17 protein-coding genes are annotated in these 16,273 nt (G+C 44.5%); 10 read left to right on the top strand and 7 right to left on the bottom strand.

The window, feature by feature from the left end:
- Both Q0668_RS02255 and Q0668_RS02260 read left to right on the top strand, forming a co-directional pair.
- A partial coding sequence (locus Q0668_RS02255; RefSeq protein WP_298859511.1) for an HD domain-containing phosphohydrolase occupies positions 1-365 on the top strand: 365 nt, incomplete at its 5' end.
- Positions 366-623: 258 nt separating this feature from the next.
- Positions 624-1,049, top strand: coding sequence for a hypothetical protein (locus tag Q0668_RS02260; protein ID WP_298859513.1), 426 nt, complete (start codon positions 624-626; stop codon positions 1,047-1,049).
- Between the two features lie 6 nt (positions 1,050-1,055).
- Here Q0668_RS02260 and Q0668_RS02265 read toward each other — a convergent pair whose 3' ends face one another.
- The 5 genes from Q0668_RS02265 to Q0668_RS02285 form a co-directional block, all read right to left on the bottom strand.
- A complete protein-coding gene (locus tag Q0668_RS02265) occupies positions 1,056-2,342 on the bottom strand; it encodes a beta-ketoacyl-[acyl-carrier-protein] synthase family protein (protein ID WP_298859515.1) in 1,287 nt (428 codons plus the stop codon).
- Positions 2,343-2,383: 41 nt separating this feature from the next.
- Positions 2,384-2,596, bottom strand: a complete 213-nt coding sequence (locus Q0668_RS02270) for a hypothetical protein (protein ID WP_298859517.1) — start codon at positions 2,594-2,596, stop codon at positions 2,384-2,386.
- Between the two features lie 205 nt (positions 2,597-2,801).
- Entirely contained in the window at positions 2,802-3,317 is a 516-nt protein-coding gene (locus tag Q0668_RS02275) for an HYExAFE family protein (RefSeq protein ID WP_298859519.1), read from the bottom strand.
- A gap of 129 nt (positions 3,318-3,446) precedes the next feature.
- Positions 3,447-4,784 carry a histidine--tRNA ligase gene (gene hisS, locus Q0668_RS02280; protein WP_298859521.1) on the bottom strand — a complete coding sequence of 446 codons (1,338 nt, stop codon included), beginning with the start codon at positions 4,782-4,784 and terminating at the stop codon, positions 3,447-3,449.
- Positions 4,785-4,884: 100 nt separating this feature from the next.
- Positions 4,885-5,331, bottom strand: coding sequence for a YkgJ family cysteine cluster protein (locus Q0668_RS02285; protein ID WP_298859523.1), 447 nt, complete (start codon positions 5,329-5,331; stop codon positions 4,885-4,887).
- 666 nt (positions 5,332-5,997) lie between these two features.
- Between Q0668_RS02285 and Q0668_RS02290 the strand changes: the two genes are divergently transcribed.
- The 4 genes from Q0668_RS02290 to Q0668_RS02305 all read left to right on the top strand — a co-directional run bounded on the left by Q0668_RS02290 (position 5,998) and on the right by Q0668_RS02305 (position 10,269).
- The gene (locus tag Q0668_RS02290; protein WP_298859525.1) at positions 5,998-6,873 is read left to right on the top strand and encodes a hypothetical protein; all 876 of its coding nucleotides are present in this window, start codon (positions 5,998-6,000) and stop codon (positions 6,871-6,873) included.
- Between the two features lie 103 nt (positions 6,874-6,976).
- On the top strand, positions 6,977-7,828 hold the full coding sequence (locus Q0668_RS02295; RefSeq protein WP_298859527.1) for a rhomboid family intramembrane serine protease: 852 nt from the start codon (positions 6,977-6,979) through the stop codon (positions 7,826-7,828).
- 78 nt (positions 7,829-7,906) lie between these two features.
- On the top strand, positions 7,907-8,518 hold the full coding sequence (locus Q0668_RS02300) for a sigma-70 family RNA polymerase sigma factor (RefSeq protein WP_298859529.1): 612 nt from the start codon (positions 7,907-7,909) through the stop codon (positions 8,516-8,518).
- A 68-nt stretch (positions 8,519-8,586) separates the two neighbouring features.
- A complete protein-coding gene (locus Q0668_RS02305; RefSeq protein WP_298859531.1) occupies positions 8,587-10,269 on the top strand; it encodes a serine/threonine-protein kinase in 1,683 nt (560 codons plus the stop codon).
- Between the two features lie 20 nt (positions 10,270-10,289).
- Here Q0668_RS02305 and Q0668_RS02310 read toward each other — a convergent pair whose 3' ends face one another.
- Complete coding sequence (locus Q0668_RS02310; RefSeq protein WP_298859533.1) at positions 10,290-11,390, bottom strand: glycosyltransferase family 9 protein; 1,101 nt, start codon at positions 11,388-11,390, stop codon at positions 10,290-10,292.
- Positions 11,391-11,683: 293 nt separating this feature from the next.
- On the opposite strand from Q0668_RS02310, the gene Q0668_RS02315 reads away from it, so the two are divergent.
- A complete protein-coding gene (locus Q0668_RS02315) occupies positions 11,684-12,352 on the top strand; it encodes an EF-hand domain-containing protein (protein WP_298859535.1) in 669 nt (222 codons plus the stop codon).
- Between the two features lie 124 nt (positions 12,353-12,476).
- Here the strand turns inward: Q0668_RS02315 and Q0668_RS02320 are convergent, their stop codons facing one another.
- A complete protein-coding gene (locus Q0668_RS02320) occupies positions 12,477-13,274 on the bottom strand; it encodes an SDR family oxidoreductase (RefSeq protein WP_298859537.1) in 798 nt (265 codons plus the stop codon).
- Positions 13,275-13,469: 195 nt separating this feature from the next.
- On the opposite strand from Q0668_RS02320, the gene Q0668_RS02325 reads away from it, so the two are divergent.
- The 3 genes from Q0668_RS02325 to yajC all read left to right on the top strand — a co-directional run bounded on the left by Q0668_RS02325 (position 13,470) and on the right by yajC (position 16,229).
- A complete protein-coding gene (locus Q0668_RS02325; protein ID WP_298859538.1) occupies positions 13,470-14,513 on the top strand; it encodes a type II secretion system F family protein in 1,044 nt (347 codons plus the stop codon).
- Between the two features lie 64 nt (positions 14,514-14,577).
- The gene (tgt, locus tag Q0668_RS02330; RefSeq protein WP_298859539.1) at positions 14,578-15,696 is read left to right on the top strand and encodes a tRNA guanosine(34) transglycosylase Tgt; all 1,119 of its coding nucleotides are present in this window, start codon (positions 14,578-14,580) and stop codon (positions 15,694-15,696) included.
- 182 nt (positions 15,697-15,878) lie between these two features.
- Positions 15,879-16,229 carry a preprotein translocase subunit YajC gene (yajC, locus tag Q0668_RS02335; protein WP_298859540.1) on the top strand — a complete coding sequence of 117 codons (351 nt, stop codon included), beginning with the start codon at positions 15,879-15,881 and terminating at the stop codon, positions 16,227-16,229.
- The last annotated feature ends 44 nt before the right edge of the window (positions 16,230-16,273 follow it).

Consider the following 16,273-nt stretch of genomic DNA (forward strand, 5'->3'; position numbering starts at 1 on the left):
ACCCCATGATTGGCTACAAAATCCTGTCTGGAATTAAAAAATTGAAAAATATCTTACCGGGAATTCGAAACCATCATGAGCAAATCGATGGGCGGGGTTATCCAGATCAATTAAAAGGAGCAGATATCCCATTGATGGCACGGATTATTGCTGTTGCAGACGCCTATGATGCAATGGGCAGCGATCGCCCTTATCGAAATGGAATGCCTCTGGAAAAACTGGAAATCATATTCCGGGAAGGTAAAGGATTTCAATGGGACTCTGATGTGATTGATGCCTATTTCGAGATCCGTGAAGAAATTACTCAGCTCTCACAAAAATATAATGGGAACTCGGAAACACTGGTCGGTTCTTGCGTGAACTGATAAACTAATCTCCCAGAAAAAAACTTCTTTGAGTAATTTGATCCGTAATGATCTGGGAGGAGATGTTGAAGGTCTTGACAAAACAATTTCAATTCTGGTTGATGTTTTTGCCACTGGCTATTTTTGGTGTTTTGAGTTGTAATTCTGATCATTCGGAATTCAAAACTGACCCCCCTGTTCCGGAAGCTGCATCAGTGTCCGTGGATTCTTCACAGTCAGATAAAGTGGAGACACAAACCTCTGAATTCAAAGAATTTGATGGGATTCGGTTTAAGGTACCCGCAGGTTGAATTATCCCCCGCGCAACAAGGTTTCGTTACCGCCAGTTTTAAAATTCCTCTGGCGGGTAATGACGTCAAGTTGACCCTTTCTTCTGTTGGTGGTGGCGTTGATGCAAATCTAAAAAGGTGGATTGGGCAGTTTCAATTACCTCCTGGAGAAACGCCTCAACAGAAATCAATTCGAGTAGATAAGATCGATGCGATCTGGTTGGATTTAAGGGGCACCTTTGATGCCGGGCCCGCTCTCGATTCTGAAGCAGAATCCGGAATGAGAATGATCGGCGTCGCGATTCCTCGTAATCCCCGTGATTTTTATCTCAAATTGACAGGACCGCGCGAGCAGCTGTTGAATGCGGAAGAGGAATTTAGAAATTTTGTAAAATCAGCTCAATTTGTACCATAATCACTGTCAGCATGAAGGATCCCATTTGCTGATCAGTCCTGCGACCAGATGTCCTCCAAAGCCAAATGACAGTTTCATTGCTTTTTTGATTTCTTTTGGCTCAGCTTTGAGCGGTGTATAATTCAAATTACACTCCGGATCAGGAATTTCCAGATTCACTGTTGGCGGAACCAGATTATCACGCATGGCAAGCAATGTGAATGCCAGTTCGACACTTCCTGCAGCACCCAGTAGATGTCCCATCCCTCCTTTTAAACTTGAGCAACTGACAGAACGAGATACAGCCCCCATCGCATTTTTGATGGCTCGTGTTTCATACAGATCATTAATCTGAGTTCCCGTGCCGTGCATGTTTATATAGTCGATTTCTGTGGGAGAAATGCGAGCGCGGTCTAAGATTCCGGTAATCAATTTCGCAAGACTTTCTGCAGAGGCATCGAATTGCATTAAATGAGTGGAGTCAGAACCCAGACCACCAGTGAGCCATTCTGCATAAGGAACCGCATTTCTATTTAAGGCATGCTCTAATGATTCTAGTACAAGAATTCCGGCTCCTTCACCAACAACAAATCCATTTCGTCTCTTATCATAAGGTCTGCAGGCTTCCTGAGAGGACTGAAAGTCTGTTGCCAGGACTCCCATGCGTTGGAATGATCCTAAGACGGCAGGTAGCAGAGAAGCATCTGCTCCTCCTGCAAAAACGGTATCGCAGACTCCATCTCGAATTAAATCAGCTGCCCGCATGATGCTTGAAAATCCTGTAGCACAAGCCGAAACGGGAGCTAATGCAGCCCCTCGTAAATCGTAATGTTTCGCTACAGATTGACTGGCAGCGTTAGGGAAGCATTGCAGCCAGAAATTAGAGGGAATTTGTTTTTGATCTTCCAGACTCATGTGTGGCATCTCAGCCATTTGTGCGAAACTGGCCATACCTCCTTTACTGGAACCAATCACACATCCTGTAGATTCTCTGGAAATCAGATTCAAATCCAAATCAGCATCCTGGATCGCTTCTTCTGTTGCTTTTAAAGCTAATCTAATTGAAGGTTCTGTCTGAAATGGGATCTGGTTTGACGGTGCGGTTGATGAGAGTCGTTGATCTGGAATCACTCCGCCTACGACCGGACGGTTCAATTGATTTGACAAATCATCAAGCAGACAAGTGCTAGACTTGCCAGACAGTAGATTCTGCCAGGATTGCTCTCGACCTACTGCATAAGGTGTGATTAATCCAATGCCCGTAATGACGACCCTGCGGGAAGAACGTTCAGATACCGATAACTTTGGTCGCATTAGAACTAAAAGATCGTAGAGGAAAAGAGATTCAAGTTCGATCAGGAACGATAGCTCGTTCGACAGATGGCATACAAAGCAGCTCCGATTAAGACAGCGATCAGAAGGTACTCAAAGATGGATGTCTGAGACTGCTGAACCAAACCACTCTTTCGCTCTTCTTGTGCGAGAACTGTAGTTGCCGATAACAGAAAGAAACCGGAAATAGATAACAAACCAGATAAACGTTGCAGTATGCTATAAGATCTCTTCATAATCATTTATTCTATAATCCAATTCGAAATTCAAACGATACTCGCGGGATAATTGTATCAGCAAACTCGCCAAACTGCATCATGAAAAGTCGATTACCGGAAGAATCCCGAGGGAAAAATGCAAGAAGTGATCAGCTTCTGTATATGCTCCTCCTGGCACTATTGGTATTTGTCCGGATTCAGTCGAAACGATCGAACAGAGAGTTCAGGACTGGATGATCGTTTCTACAGGTTGCCGCATTTCATAAAAGTCCTGCTGGTGAAGAAAAACCGTTTGCCAACTTTGGGATCGGGGTCTCATTTTTTGACGGTATTCATCAATTTTTACCAGATAGAATGCATATAGGTTTCCCTTAAAGGCAAAGAGCTTCTCAAGATTATTTGAAATGGAATCAGACGGGAGCTGATAGGCGAAGACTAAACCAGAAATAAAGCCCTCTCCAAACAGCTCCTGCCATTGCTGGAGTCCCTGAATATCTTCAACCGTAGCCCAGTTTTCCCAGCGGCGTTTATTTCTTTGATCCGGAAAAATTTCTGTTCGCCCTTTGACATCAATCAGCAGGTTGGGACCTTGCTTCGCATACACAATAAAGTCCAATGATTTGATCGATGTATTTTGTGCTAATGCCCTTCGTTTTTCATCTACCGCCACATAGGGGATTCTTGAAGTGCGAAGGTAGCTCTCAAAAGCGGCATCGTAATGGTTTCTGCGAAGGACCATAGCCAGCAATCTCCTCAAATCTGCAAACTAAACTATAGAACTGATCGTTTGGCTATGGTATCGAAGTGTTCTCTGGAAGTCTATAGTATTGCGCTGATTTGGCTTTTGACCAAATCGAAATTGGGCAGGTTAACTGTCCTGTTCAGCCGTCAGAATATGAGAAATGAATTCGAATAAATTTGATTCTTTCACCGCTGTTTGAGTTCCGGTCTGCAACTCTTTGACTTGCCATTCCTGGTTCTTAAAATCGTCAACTCCCGCAACAATGACGATTTTGAATCCATGACGGTTGGCATATTTGAACTGTTTTTTGATAGCTTTGGTGTCAGGATAAACTTCAACGTTCAATCCTTTCAGGCGCAGATTACGTGATAGTCTGAGATACTCGGGAGTATAAAGTTCATCCATCTGGGTAACCAGAATCGAGGCAGGAGTCGAAACTTCCTTTAACATGTTCAGTTCCTGCATCGCTGCCAACAGGCGATCCAGACCCAGGCTTGCTCCGACGCCCGGCAATGATTGAGTTGTGAACAGTTCGGCCAGATTATCGTAGCGTCCTCCTGAGCACACGCTTCCAATGTTCGGCAAGTCATTCAGAAATGTTTCAAAAATGGTACCAGTGTAATAATCGAGGCCTCGTGCGATAGAGGGATCCAGTACAATACGTTCACATGGAATGCCGGCTTTTTCTACAGATTGAAATAATTCCCGCAGGTTTTTTATTCCAAGCTCTCCACTGGAATTTCCGGATAGTTGCTGCTCAAGTTCATTCAGGATTTCTTCAGATGATCCCTTAGCGGTCGTCAGTGAAATCACCTTTTCTGCCTGTTCTTGAGTGAGACTGCCCTGCTCTTTCATTTCGAGAATGACTGCCTCGGGAGTACTTTTAGGAAGCTTATCGAGCGCTCTTAAGACCTCTGCTGATTGATTGAGCAGTCCCAGTGTTTCCAGGAGTCCATTGAGAATCATGCGATTGTTGATATGGATTTTAAACTCTGAAAACCCAATTTTGACCATTAAATCATGGATAACAAAAAGTGTCTCAATGTCGGCTGAATTGGAAGTAGTGCCTATGGTGTCGAAATCACATTGAACAAATTCGCGGTATCGCCCTTTTTGAGGTCGCTCGCCGCGCCAGACTGTACCGACATGATATCGTTTAAACGGGATTCCCAGCTCATTAATATTCTGTGCAGCAAATCGGGCAAAGGGAACTGTCAGGTCGAATCGCATGGCAACATCGCGTCCTCCCTGTTCAAATCGAAACATTTGCTTGTCTGATTCTGCTCCCCCTTTTCCTGTGAGAATCTCAGTATATTCCAGGGCGGGTGTATCGATCGGACTGAAACCATAACTACGATACACTGACTTAGCTGTTTCTATCAGTTGTTCCCGGGGAATCATGGCTGCTGGAAGATAGTCCCGAAACCCTTTGAGTGTACGCGGGGCAATTAATGTTTTTTTCACAGTTTTCTACCGACTTTGATCATTAGGGATCTCATTGCGATCGTATGTATGAGAGCTGGGAGTATGATTTAACGAATCAATAAAATCATCAATATGAACGCTAGACCTGAACGACGGGAAGTTTTTGAGTATGTGTACCTGTTTGAGATTTTTTTCGTTTCTTTTTAACCGGAGGCAGAACAGCATGGGCATATTCCCAAATTTGTTCTGGAGTTTCGAATAATCGATCGTAAGTTCCATCGTTATCGTATTCACAATCATCGGTTGTGTAGGAACGACAAATCTTAGGACGGTCTTCATAATTTCCGCATCGATAGTCTGGCAGAAGGTATTTGCAATCTCCAAATACCATTAAAAACCATGTGTCTTCATCGACAAAAATCGAACAATGGCCATGCATAACGTACCAGCGCATGTGATCAAAATCTTCCCAGTCTTCGGGAGTTTCAATTGGCAAAGCAAAGTAGCGACAACAACGCGCTGTACAATAGCTGCATAAAACTTCCCCGGGTTTGAGTTCAGATCGTTTTACAGTGACCGCTGACATTGTCGTTTCCTTTGATGAATTGGTAATAATGATGACAAAGTTTCATGTTCCTGGGATCAATCAAAATTTCGACACGCGTCTGATCAGACATACTAAGAAGATTCGAAGCATGAACTAAACCTTGATTCTCTAAGAATCAGTGAAGAATCAGGATGTTTTATATGTCATCTTACCGGAAAATGCACGGAATCAGAGGATAGAAAGTTTGGGTTTTCAAGGAGAAAAGAGACTGTTTTTCTGGTCTTGTATTGATGAGCCTCTGTTTCTGAGATCGATTCGAGCCGTTATATGATTCACATTTGTCGGTTTTAGCGATTATCCAGTCAGGATCAGGTCGATAAATGCGGTTTCTGCTTGACCCTGATTTACCGAGGGACTTATCATTAAGCTATCTACCTGCTTGACTTTCTTAACGATTCATTGGCTCGTTACCTTATCTGATTTAGGATACGCTTGAATAATTGATCCCACAGGATTTATTTTCGTTTTCACACTCATTGGATGACGATGTAATGGACAGGATGGTAATAGTAATTCAAGCTCCTTACCATTTTAAAAAGTCAATTCCGAAAAACTCGTAGAATATACCGATATTAATAAGTTGTCATAATTCGAAATAGAATAACGAGTCAATGTGCTCGTTCGATTTCATCAAGGTTAAAAAAGATGCATAAATCTGGAGTTGTCCTGGTTTGGTTTGTCGCTCTCACTGCTGTCGGGGCTGTCATGTTGACATCAAAGATGCTTGATGTTCGTGGTAGCTGGCTGAGAGCCGTTGAAAAAAACAAGGCACAAATTGAGAAGAATGATACGGAACTTGAATCCAAAGAGGCTGAAAATAAGGAACTACGCAGTCAGCTGACACGTCTGATGCTGGGATGGAATCGTTACTGGGATGCAAAAGTCACAGTGAATCAACAAACGGGTGAAATTCAACTTGGTATTGGTGGAAATCAGGGACTGGGGAGTGCTCAGGAAGGCGATGAGCAAGTTGCTCAGGCTGTGATTTTTGCTTTTCAACCAGATCCAAACAGCCCTGCCAAGGTCAGTTATGTAGGCGCGTTTCGTGTCAACGCACTGGAACCAAACGTTGCGTTATTGATCCCCGTTACTCCTCCCCAACCAGGAGAAGTTGCGACTTGGAAAAATGGTACCTGGCGTTTAAGGGCACTTGTGCCTTCCCAGTTTATCTCTGCTTTGAGGACTCTGCGTGACGATCTGGTAGAACGCAATCAGCAAATTAAGAGAAAGGAAGACCGGATTCAAGATTTGAATCGATTGATGGCTTCTGCAAAACAGCGACTGGATGCAAGGGTGAATGAACTGATCGGTTCTGATAAGGCGCCTCAGGATGAGATCCTGCCTGTCGAGTTGAGAAAAGGATTGGTAGCGGGTCTGGAAGAAGAAGAGCAGATACGAAATCAGGAGTTTCAAGTTACGGACCGATTGCGACGTGATCTGTTAAACGTCTATCAAAAACAACGGGCACTGATCGATGAAGTCAGCAATCTGACTAAAAAATTGCCTAAAGAAAAAGAATAGTCATTCAGTTTTTTTGAAAAATGACTGCAAAAGGCATGGATGGTGGACGCTGGCTCTCAGGACGTCCGTAGTTACGAAATAACAAGCAAGGATAGGTTGGGCGATGGGGATTGAGAGCCGGGATTACCTGCGGCATGAAAGTGGCGGAGGAAACTACAATTCTTTCAAAACGACTTCCGGTGGCTGGGCCATTAAATATTTGATCATTGCAAACATTATTGTGTTTGTGCTTCAAAATACTTCTCCTTCCATTCTGAATGCTTTCGCGTTACAGCGCGATGCCGTCTTTCCTTCATTCCAAATCTGGCGGTTTGTGACCTATGGTTTCTGCCATTCGACGTCCTCTTTAGGGCACATTTTCTTCAATATGTTCGTGCTCTGGATGTTTGGTCGTTCGGTTGAACCGATTCTGGGCTCACGAGAGTTTTTAGTATTTTATCTGATGGGCATTGTGATTAGTGGGATCTGTCATATTGCCATCAGCGGTGCTCCTGTGATTGGTGCTTCTGGTGGTGTCATGGCTGTGGTCTTCTTGACAGCCATGTACTTTCCACGCATGACCGTGCTTTTAATGTTTATCTTACCGATTGAGCTGCGCTGGCTGGCTGTGTTATATGCTCTTGTAGATGTGTTTGGTGTCTTAAATCCCGGCGCTGATAATGTTGCGCATGTAGCACATCTGGGAGGTGCCGCGTTTGGTGTGGCCTATAAGTACTTTGGCTGGAATTTGACTGCAGGTTTCAATGGCAAATGGAATTCATTCAAATTACAAAGCAAAGCCAGAAAGAAAAACTTGCGTGTCTATTCGGAACCTGATTCGAAACTCTCAAAGGCGGGGCTCGACGAAAAAGTAGATACGATTCTGGAAAAAATTAGCCGCGAAGGTGAAGCAAGTTTGACCGATCAGGAGCGAGCATTACTCAAAGAGGCCAGCACTAAATACAAAAAACGGTAATCTAAGTGAGTAGACCATCTCCCTTTACAAGGATTGAAAGTACTCGACTGCAGAATTGAGTGGCTCCAGGAATCAAACATGTCTCAATCACATTTTGAAGAGCTGATTCATCTAGCCCGATCGGGAGATCGCACTGCAGAAAATGAATTATTGCAAAAGTGCCGGGCTTATATCTCTTTAATTGCACGCGCTCAAATTGAGGGCTGGATGCGCACCAAGTTCGACGCCTCTGATTTAGTCCAACAGACATTATTGGAAGCACATCAGGGAATCGATAACTTTAAAGGCGAGACAGAAGCAGAATGGTTGGGTTGGTTACGAGGGATTTTAAACCACAATACTCTGGATTTTGCCCGTAGATATCAAGGCGCTGCCAAACGAGACGTGAGCAGAGAGTTTTCAATCGATCAAGGGGGATGCATTTCTGGGAATTCTGGCCAGCGGCAATGGGAATTGAAAGACCAGACAGAGACTCCCAGTCGTATTTTGTTAAATCGAGAACAGGAAATTCTCATGGCTGAAGCAGTTGCGCAACTTCCTGCTGATTATCAGGAAGTCATTATGTTGCGAAACTTACAACGGCTTTCGTTCAAAGAAGTCGCTGAAAGAATGAATCGAAGTCCAGGTGCAGCGCAAATGCTCTGGCTGAGGGCTCTGAATCGATTACAAGAATTCCTTGAAAGTGTTTAAGTCGTATTGCAAGTCGTTACGAATGATCTGGTGCAGAGGCACGTTGATAAAAGAAAGTATTGAGCCTAGTGTCGATTGAGGAAAACGATCAATCCGAGTTCGCAATTGAAGTGTTGAATAAATACTTAAATTACTTGCAAGCCAATGATCAGGAAAGCTGCCATGAATTACAGATGGTCAATCCTGAATTAAAAAAAATAATGACGTATCTGGATTCCCTCGAACGTTTAGCTCCAGAAATCGATCATTCTGATCTGGTGCATTCCCTGGGGCCGGAAGATCCGACTCAAATCTTATCGAGTAGTAGTGCTTCAAGGCAGCCACTCTCTCATCAGAAGATTGATTTCGGGAATTATGAATTGCTGGAAGAAATCGGACGTGGCGGAATGGGGGTAGTTTACAGGGCACGCCAGAAAGACCTCAACCGGATAGTCGCCTTGAAAACTATTTTAAGTAATCAGTTTGCTTCTGAAGAAGAAGTACGTCGATTTTATCTTAAAGCCCAGGCAGCTGGACGATTGCAGCATTCCAATATTGTTTCCATTCATGAAGTCGGACAGTATCTGGGACAGCATTATTTCACGATGGACTATATTTCGGGTAGTTCATTAGCGAATGCAAAAAAACGAACAAACTCGGGAACAGCTCCGGTTGATTTCTATCAGATTGCCTCCCTGATGCAAAAGGTCTCGCAAGCCGTTGAATACCTTCACTCCAGGGGCATTATTCATCGAGATTTAAAACCGTCGAATATTTTAATTGATGAAAACGGGTTAGCTTATGTCACTGACTTTGGTCTCGCAAAAATATTTGATGTTCGACATACGAATCTGGAAGATGACGTACATACTCAGAGTGGAATGATTGTGGGAACTCCCGGTTATATGTCACCAGAGCAGGCAGCAGGACAGCTTGCTGATATTTCTGCACGCAGCGATATCTTTAGTCTGGGTACGATTCTTTATGAATTAATGACAGGGATTTCTCCGTTCAAACAGAACAGCCCGCTCGATTCTCTGGTTTATGTTATTGAAGGAGAACCTCCCCTTCCTCATACGCTCGATGCCAGCATTCCTTCTCAACTGGAGCTAATCTGTCTGAAGTGCCTGGAGAAAGATCCTGATTTACGCTACCAGACTGCAAGTGAACTGGCTAATGACCTGGAACGATTTATTGCAGGAGAAGCTGTTCAGGCGCAACCGGCAGGATTTCGGCAGAAATTTCAACGCTGGTTTCGCAGGCAGCCCGCTTTAGCCTCTCGCTTATCAGCAATTTTTCTCTCGACGGGAATTATCCAGACGGTTTACTCAACGCAAGGCGTAGATCTTAATTATCACCTTAAGATCATGACGATTTTCTGCCTGTGGTCAATCTTGTCTCTGTTTTTTCAATGGGGATTAGATCACTTGAAAAATAAGGGAAAAGTGCGGTTTTGCTGGTCAGCGGCCGATGTTTCACTTTTGACCGGGTTGCTGGTCTTAGCAGAATCTCCTATCGGAATCCTGTTGATTGGTTATCCGATGCTGATTGTTGCTTCCGGTCTGTTTTTTTATGTAAGACTCGTATTTTTCACGACGGTCCTTTCGATGCTTGCATTTTCAATTCTGATCATGCTTCGACCGGAGTTAGTGGAGTTGTGGCAATATCCCGTGATCTATGGCATGGTCCTGGCGATACTTGGAATGATTACAGCCTATCAGATTTTTCGCGTCCGAGTGCTGAGCCGCTACTATGAACTGCGTCGCCCGTAGAGATAACCAGAGCGAAGTCGTTATGCTACTTTCGCATTACCCTGCGAAACATGATGAGAAATCTGACGGGAAAGTGCTTGCCAGACTCGTCCGGTTTCAAGCTCTTCCATGCAGCATAAATTATGAGGTCCGCGTTTCGGGCATTTTTTATGATAACTGCCCGCACAAGCAACGTTGGTGGAAACAAGCTCATGCTGATCACCGGGAGGCCCGGACCGAAGTGAACTGGTACATGTAAAGATTCCGGTGACGGGAGTCCCGAGTCCCGCAGCAAGATGCATGGGACCCGAATCATTGGTCAATAGAAAATCGGACTCGATCAGAACCGCCGCCAATTGTTTGAGAGTTGTTTCGCCTGCGAGATTGAGAACACGGCCCGTCGGTACAAATTTGTGTAATAAACTTTCGATATGATTTGTCAAAGGGCGTTCCTCTGAGGTGCCAACCAGAACGACATTACAACGAAAGTGTCGGATTGCCTTTGCACCAACGGCCGCAAATTTTTCCGGAGGCCAACGTTTTGTGATCCATTGCGCACCAGCATGAATGGCAAGAGTGGGAGCGGGGTAGTTCTGTCTATCGAGTTTACTTTTTGCCCAAAATGTATCTGTGTTACTGAGCGAGATGTCAGTTTGTCTTTGAGTTTCACCAAGTCCCAATGCGTCAGATACTCGCCAATATTTTAAATAAGCTGGAACCATTCTTCCGGTATCTGGGATAGTCAGATTATAAGCGAAATGGGAACCCTCACGCGCTGCTTCAATCCCGACGCGCCAGCGTGCTCGGGTGGCAGCTGTCATGATTCCCGTTCTTAATAATCCCTGAAGGTCAAGTACCAGGTCAAATTGACGTTGTTTCAAGTCTTTCAAAAAACGCCACCAATAGCGGGCGGAACTTCGACGACTGAAAGGAATAATTTCATTGATGTATGGATGCCCTTCGAGCAGATTCGCAAAACTGTCACGAATGACCCATGAAATAGTAGCATCCGGAAACCGTTCGTGAAGTACCGGCAGGATGGGAAGAGTCTGCACGACATCACCCAGCGCACTAGGTTTGATGATACAGATTCGCTTGGAATCAATCTGATCCAGTTGAGATAGGGAATGGTGCGAACTCATCGTATCTGTTTTATCGCTGTCGATTTGGGGATTATTTGAACAGGAGAAGTTAAGCGGCAGGGCATCATAATAGGAGAAGCTCAATTGGGGCAAGATCAGCTTTTTAAATGCATATTTTAAGAGTAAAAGCCCCCATTATTGATCCTGATTAGATGAATATGTTTCCAATATATTATATTTTTTTTGAGAAACTGCGAAACCAAACTTTCCCAGGCGAGTTTGATTTTAAGTGAAGTAAACCTGAAGCAGGAATCGATTTCCTGTCCCATTTTTGAGCATGAGGAGTTGTCTTGATGAAAGTTAGCCTGTTATTGGTATCAACGTTTGTTTTTGGGATTACTGTTTTCGCTGGTAATTCAGTCATGCAGGCTGAGCAAGGGAAAAAGGGGGAACGACCCAATCGTGAGCAAATATTGAAGAAGTTTGATAAAGATGGTGATGGAAAATTGAGTGAAGCAGAACGCTCAGCGGCTCGAGAGGCACGCTCGAAAGGAAAAGGGACTCAAGGACCTGGTGGCAAAGGCAAAGGGAAGCAAGGAAAAGGTGGTAAAGGCTTTAACTGGGAAGAAATGCTCAAAAAATTTGATAAAAATGGCGATGGGAAATTGGATGAAACCGAACGTAAAGCAGCTTTTGCAGCGCGAGGAAAATCAGGTCAAAAAGGCCCTCGCATGAGTAAAGAAGAGATGATCAAAAAGTTTGATAAAGATGGCGACGGTAAGTTGGGTGAAACCGAGCGCGCGGCAGCTCGTAAGTCTTTGGGAGCACGCTCAGGGCGAACGAGAATGAGTCGGGAGCAAATGCTTAAGAAATTTGACAAAGACGGCGATGGAAAACTAAGTGAAGTTGAACGTAAGGCCGCCAAAGCAGAAATGATGAAAAATCGAACCCAAAAAGGCGCTGGTAAGGGACCTAAAGGATCGGGTCAAAAAGGGGATAAGGGAAAAGGTAAGAAAGCATGAGAGTGTAGCGGGCAACTAAGAACATCGCTTGGCTCTACAGGTCGGCCAGTGATGTGAACAAAATAAGCCGACTGAATTCGTTTCAGTCGGCTTTTTTTATTACCGAAAATCATGGCATTGAAAATCATGTCTGGTCTGAAATAATTTCTTTGTCGAAATAATTCGTCCCCATTCCCGCATCAATTACAATTCCCTGCGAATTGATCCCGGATGAACGGGGGCTGATTAAAAACGCGGTCGCGTCAGCGACTTCTCTGGTCTGGACGGCTTCTTTTCTAAGAGTTGCTTTTTCCGCAAACAGGTAACTGTCGACATAACCGGGGATGCCTGCAGAGGCAGATGTTTTCAGCAAGCCGGGACAGACTGCGTTAAAACGAACTTTTGAAAAGTTGGAAAACGATTTGGCAAGAAAGCAAATCGAAGAGTCCAATGCTGCTTTCACAGGACCCATATAGCCATAATTCTCAGCAGCCATGCGCGTTGTTGAGATGGAGATAGTGACAACACTACCCTGCTCTGGATCGATTAATTGGCTGAATGCATTGGAGATCGCGATCAAAGAAAAACAGGATATGTCCACTGCCTGTAAAAAAGCGGCGCGGGGAGTTTGATGAAAGGGGAGCCAGCCCGCTGAATAGTCAGCAAAGGCGATTGAATGGACCAGTCCATGAATCACATCGTACTTCTGACTGATTTCCGATTGTAGCTGATCAATTTCCGATTGATGTTCGACGTCACAGATATAGATGGGCGACTGTTTCAATATCTTTGATAAGGATTCTTTACGCTCCGCAGACCGCACGACATAAATTACTTCCGCGCCTGCTTCTTCCAGGACTTTGCCGGTCTGATAGGCGACACTTTTGCGGTTTGCGACCCCAAAAACCAGAATCCGCTTTCCAGCTAACTTCAAAAAATCCATCAAACAGCTTTCCGAGATAGATTAAAATAAACAAAACCGGTGTTCGAACGGATCACTCTGACAAATTTTCCTTTTTTTCGCAATGTGGAATAGATTGTGACTCTTAGATAAGTGGTAATTCGCAATAATGAAAAGTATCACAACGCTTCTTTTAAAACCCGTCAATTTCTCAACTGCTCCCGGAAAGTTGTATTTATGTTCCAGGCACGTGCATCACTGAAATCGTTAGCTATTCTCTGTCGATCGTTAAGCACCATGCTGGAGTCCGGAGTTTCGATCACAAAATCATTCGAACTAGCAGCAAAAAAAATGGGAGATCATCGACTACAGCAGACCCTTCGAGAGATCATTGTCGAGTTGAAATCGGGCAATGATGTGACATCAGCCATGCGGAAACAGGGAACTTTTTTTCCTGAATTATTAGTGAATATGGTCAGTGTAGCTGAGCAAAGCGGAGGTTTGCCTGAAGTATTGAAAGCCTTGGCTGAACATTATGACCATTTGCTGAATATGCGGAAAAACTTTTTTCGACTCATTGCCTGGCCTGTGTTTCAGTTTGTTATAGCCATTCTGGTAATTGCTTTGATGATTCTCGTGCTGGGACTCATCGCGAGTGCCCAGGGAGGACAGGCAATTGATGTAATGGGTCTCGGTTTGTCAGGTCCCAGTGGCGCCATGATCTGGCTGACGTGTACGTTCGGTTCGATAATTGTCCTGTTTGTGGCCTATCAGATATTGGATCGAATGTTCGGGGGGAAACGCTATTTTCACCGTATGTTTCTCAAAATTCCAGTTTTGGGTGGGTGCATGCGGTCGTTCGCTATGGCACGCTTTTCCTGGGCGTTTGCACTTACACAGCAAGCGGGAATGAATATTCTGGACTCGCTCGATGCCAGTTTGAAAGCAACCGGAAACGGAGCTTTCATTGCTGAAATTCCGCGTGTGAATGGCGTGATTAATGATGGCGAACACCTTACGAATGCCTTAGCTGATACAGGCTTATTTACAGAGGAATACATCCATATGGTCGATGTGGGAGAGACTTCAGGAACCGTTCCTGAAACTCTGCAACGATTGAGTCCTCGATTTCAGGAAGATGCACAGCGCAGTCTGGCGACTTTAGCCGCGGTCCTGGGCTGGCTAATCTGGGCGCTGGTTGCCGCTTTTATCATCTTCGTTGTTTTCCGGATCGCTTTTTGGTATCTGGGAATAATCAATGATGCCTTAAAACAAGTCTGAAGGTCTGAGCACGGCATCATCAGTTTTATTTACTTTCCCAGTCTCTTCTTAAGAGTTAGTAGAAGTGTCTCACTTTCAATTTGAACTGATCCATACGGATTCAAAAACCGGCGCACGTGCTGGACGCTGGCATACCCCTCATGGAATTGTAGACACACCGGCATTTATGCCTGTGGGAACTCTGGCTTCGGTGAAAGGTTTACTGCCCGAACAACTGAAACAGGTGGGAACTCAGCAGGTTTTAGCCAATACCTATCATTTGGCACTGCGGCCCGGAGCAGAGATCGTACAGGAAATGGGAGGATTGCATCAATTTATGAATTGGGATGGTCCCATTCTTACAGACAGCGGTGGTTTTCAAGTCTTCAGTCTGGCAAAACTCACGAAAATGGATGATGAGCAGGTTGTTTTTCGCTCGCATATTGATGGTAGCTTATTTGAATTATCACCAGAAAAGGCGGTCAAAATACAGGAACAGTTGGGTGCGGATTCTATTATGTGTCTGGATGAATGCCCGCCACATGATGTGCCATCGGAAAAAATGCAGGATGCAGTTGATCGGACGACAAAATGGGCAGCACGATGTCGAGATGCCCAGAAGCGTGATGATCAGGCTCTCTTCGGTATTGTTCAAGGAGGCACTGATCAGAAAATGCGCGAACGTTCCGCTGAGGGGCTACTTCCTCTGGAGTTTCCCGGGTATGCGATTGGTGGCTTAAGTGTAGGTGAAAAGCCTGAGGATATGTACTCTACGCTTGATTTTACGACTCCGATGTTGCCGGTTGAGAAGCCCCGTTATTTGATGGGGGTGGGCCGCCCTTCCGATCTGATAGAGGCGATCATAAGGGGAGTCGATTTGTTTGACTGTGTTATGCCTACCAGAAATGGGAGAAATGGAATGGCATTTACCAGTCAGGGGCGAGTGAATTTACGTAATCAAAAGCATGCTAGAGATCCCAATCCTCTCGATCCTGAATGCGATTCACCTGGTTCAAGGGACTATAGTCGGTCCTATTTACGCCATTTATTTATCTCCAGAGAGATGCTGGGCCCAATATTAGTCTCCCTGCACAATATCGCCTTTTACCAAAAATTGTTGCGAGATTTGCGTCAGGCAATACTCAATGAACAAGTTGAGGAGTTTAGGGCGGTTCACCTTGCCCGCTGGAACGCATCTTTCTAAGATACAGCTTACTTAATTATTAGATAACTCCTGAAATTGTTTAGGTTTGGGCCGATTCAGACCAGACAATGATTCATCCATACATGAAAATTTAATCTACGATTACGGGATAGTTGTATCCCTAAGTTCTTGATGAATATTGCTTTAGTGGAATTGCTCCATAGGCCTTGGAAGACATTTGAATGAACATTTTACTCACAACATTATATTTTTTCGCTGAAGAAGCGCCCGGAAAAGAGGGCCCTGCTCCTTCTCCTATTTTTCAATTTCTGCCACTGATTGCGATCGTCATTTTCTTTTATTTTATAATGTTCCGTCCACAACAAAAAGAACGGAAACGTCGTGAGCAGGCCCTCGGTGAGTTGAAGAAAAATGATCGCGTTGTAAGTATCGGCGGGATTATCGGTACGATTGCCAGCATCTCAGAGAAGGAACAAGAAGTCACATTAAAAATTGATGAGAACACCCGAATGAAATTTCGCCGAAGTGCAATTCAGGGGCTCTATCAGGAAGATTCGAAAGAAACGAAATAGCTGGTTTCGAAATGTACTCTTAGAGAATAAGTATCTGGCACTGT

The organism is uncultured Gimesia sp. (assembly GCF_937910335.1).
GTDB lineage: Bacteria > Planctomycetota > Planctomycetia > Planctomycetales > Planctomycetaceae > Gimesia.

Excerpts from the sequence above, each read along its gene's own strand:
- Q0668_RS02260 (WP_298859513.1), top strand. The coding sequence starts at position 624 with ATGGGATTCGGTTTAAGGTACCCGCAGGTTGAATTATCCCCCGCGCAA.
- Q0668_RS02265 (WP_298859515.1), bottom strand. The coding sequence starts at position 2,342 with ATGCGACCAAAGTTATCGGTATCTGAACGTTCTTCCCGCAGGGTCGTC.
- Q0668_RS02270 (WP_298859517.1), bottom strand. The coding sequence starts at position 2,596 with ATGAAGAGATCTTATAGCATACTGCAACGTTTATCTGGTTTGTTATCT.
- Q0668_RS02275 (WP_298859519.1), bottom strand. The coding sequence starts at position 3,317 with ATGGTCCTTCGCAGAAACCATTACGATGCCGCTTTTGAGAGCTACCTT.
- Q0668_RS02285 (WP_298859523.1), bottom strand. The coding sequence starts at position 5,331 with ATGTCAGCGGTCACTGTAAAACGATCTGAACTCAAACCCGGGGAAGTT.
- Q0668_RS02290 (WP_298859525.1), top strand. The coding sequence starts at position 5,998 with ATGCATAAATCTGGAGTTGTCCTGGTTTGGTTTGTCGCTCTCACTGCT.
- Q0668_RS02295 (WP_298859527.1), top strand. The coding sequence starts at position 6,977 with ATGGGGATTGAGAGCCGGGATTACCTGCGGCATGAAAGTGGCGGAGGA.
- Q0668_RS02300 (WP_298859529.1), top strand. The coding sequence starts at position 7,907 with ATGTCTCAATCACATTTTGAAGAGCTGATTCATCTAGCCCGATCGGGA.
- Q0668_RS02310 (WP_298859533.1), bottom strand. The coding sequence starts at position 11,390 with ATGAGTTCGCACCATTCCCTATCTCAACTGGATCAGATTGATTCCAAG.
- Q0668_RS02315 (WP_298859535.1), top strand. The coding sequence starts at position 11,684 with ATGAAAGTTAGCCTGTTATTGGTATCAACGTTTGTTTTTGGGATTACT.
- Q0668_RS02320 (WP_298859537.1), bottom strand. The coding sequence starts at position 13,274 with ATGGATTTTTTGAAGTTAGCTGGAAAGCGGATTCTGGTTTTTGGGGTC.
- Q0668_RS02325 (WP_298859538.1), top strand. The coding sequence starts at position 13,470 with ATGTTCCAGGCACGTGCATCACTGAAATCGTTAGCTATTCTCTGTCGA.
- yajC (WP_298859540.1), top strand. The coding sequence starts at position 15,879 with ATGAACATTTTACTCACAACATTATATTTTTTCGCTGAAGAAGCGCCC.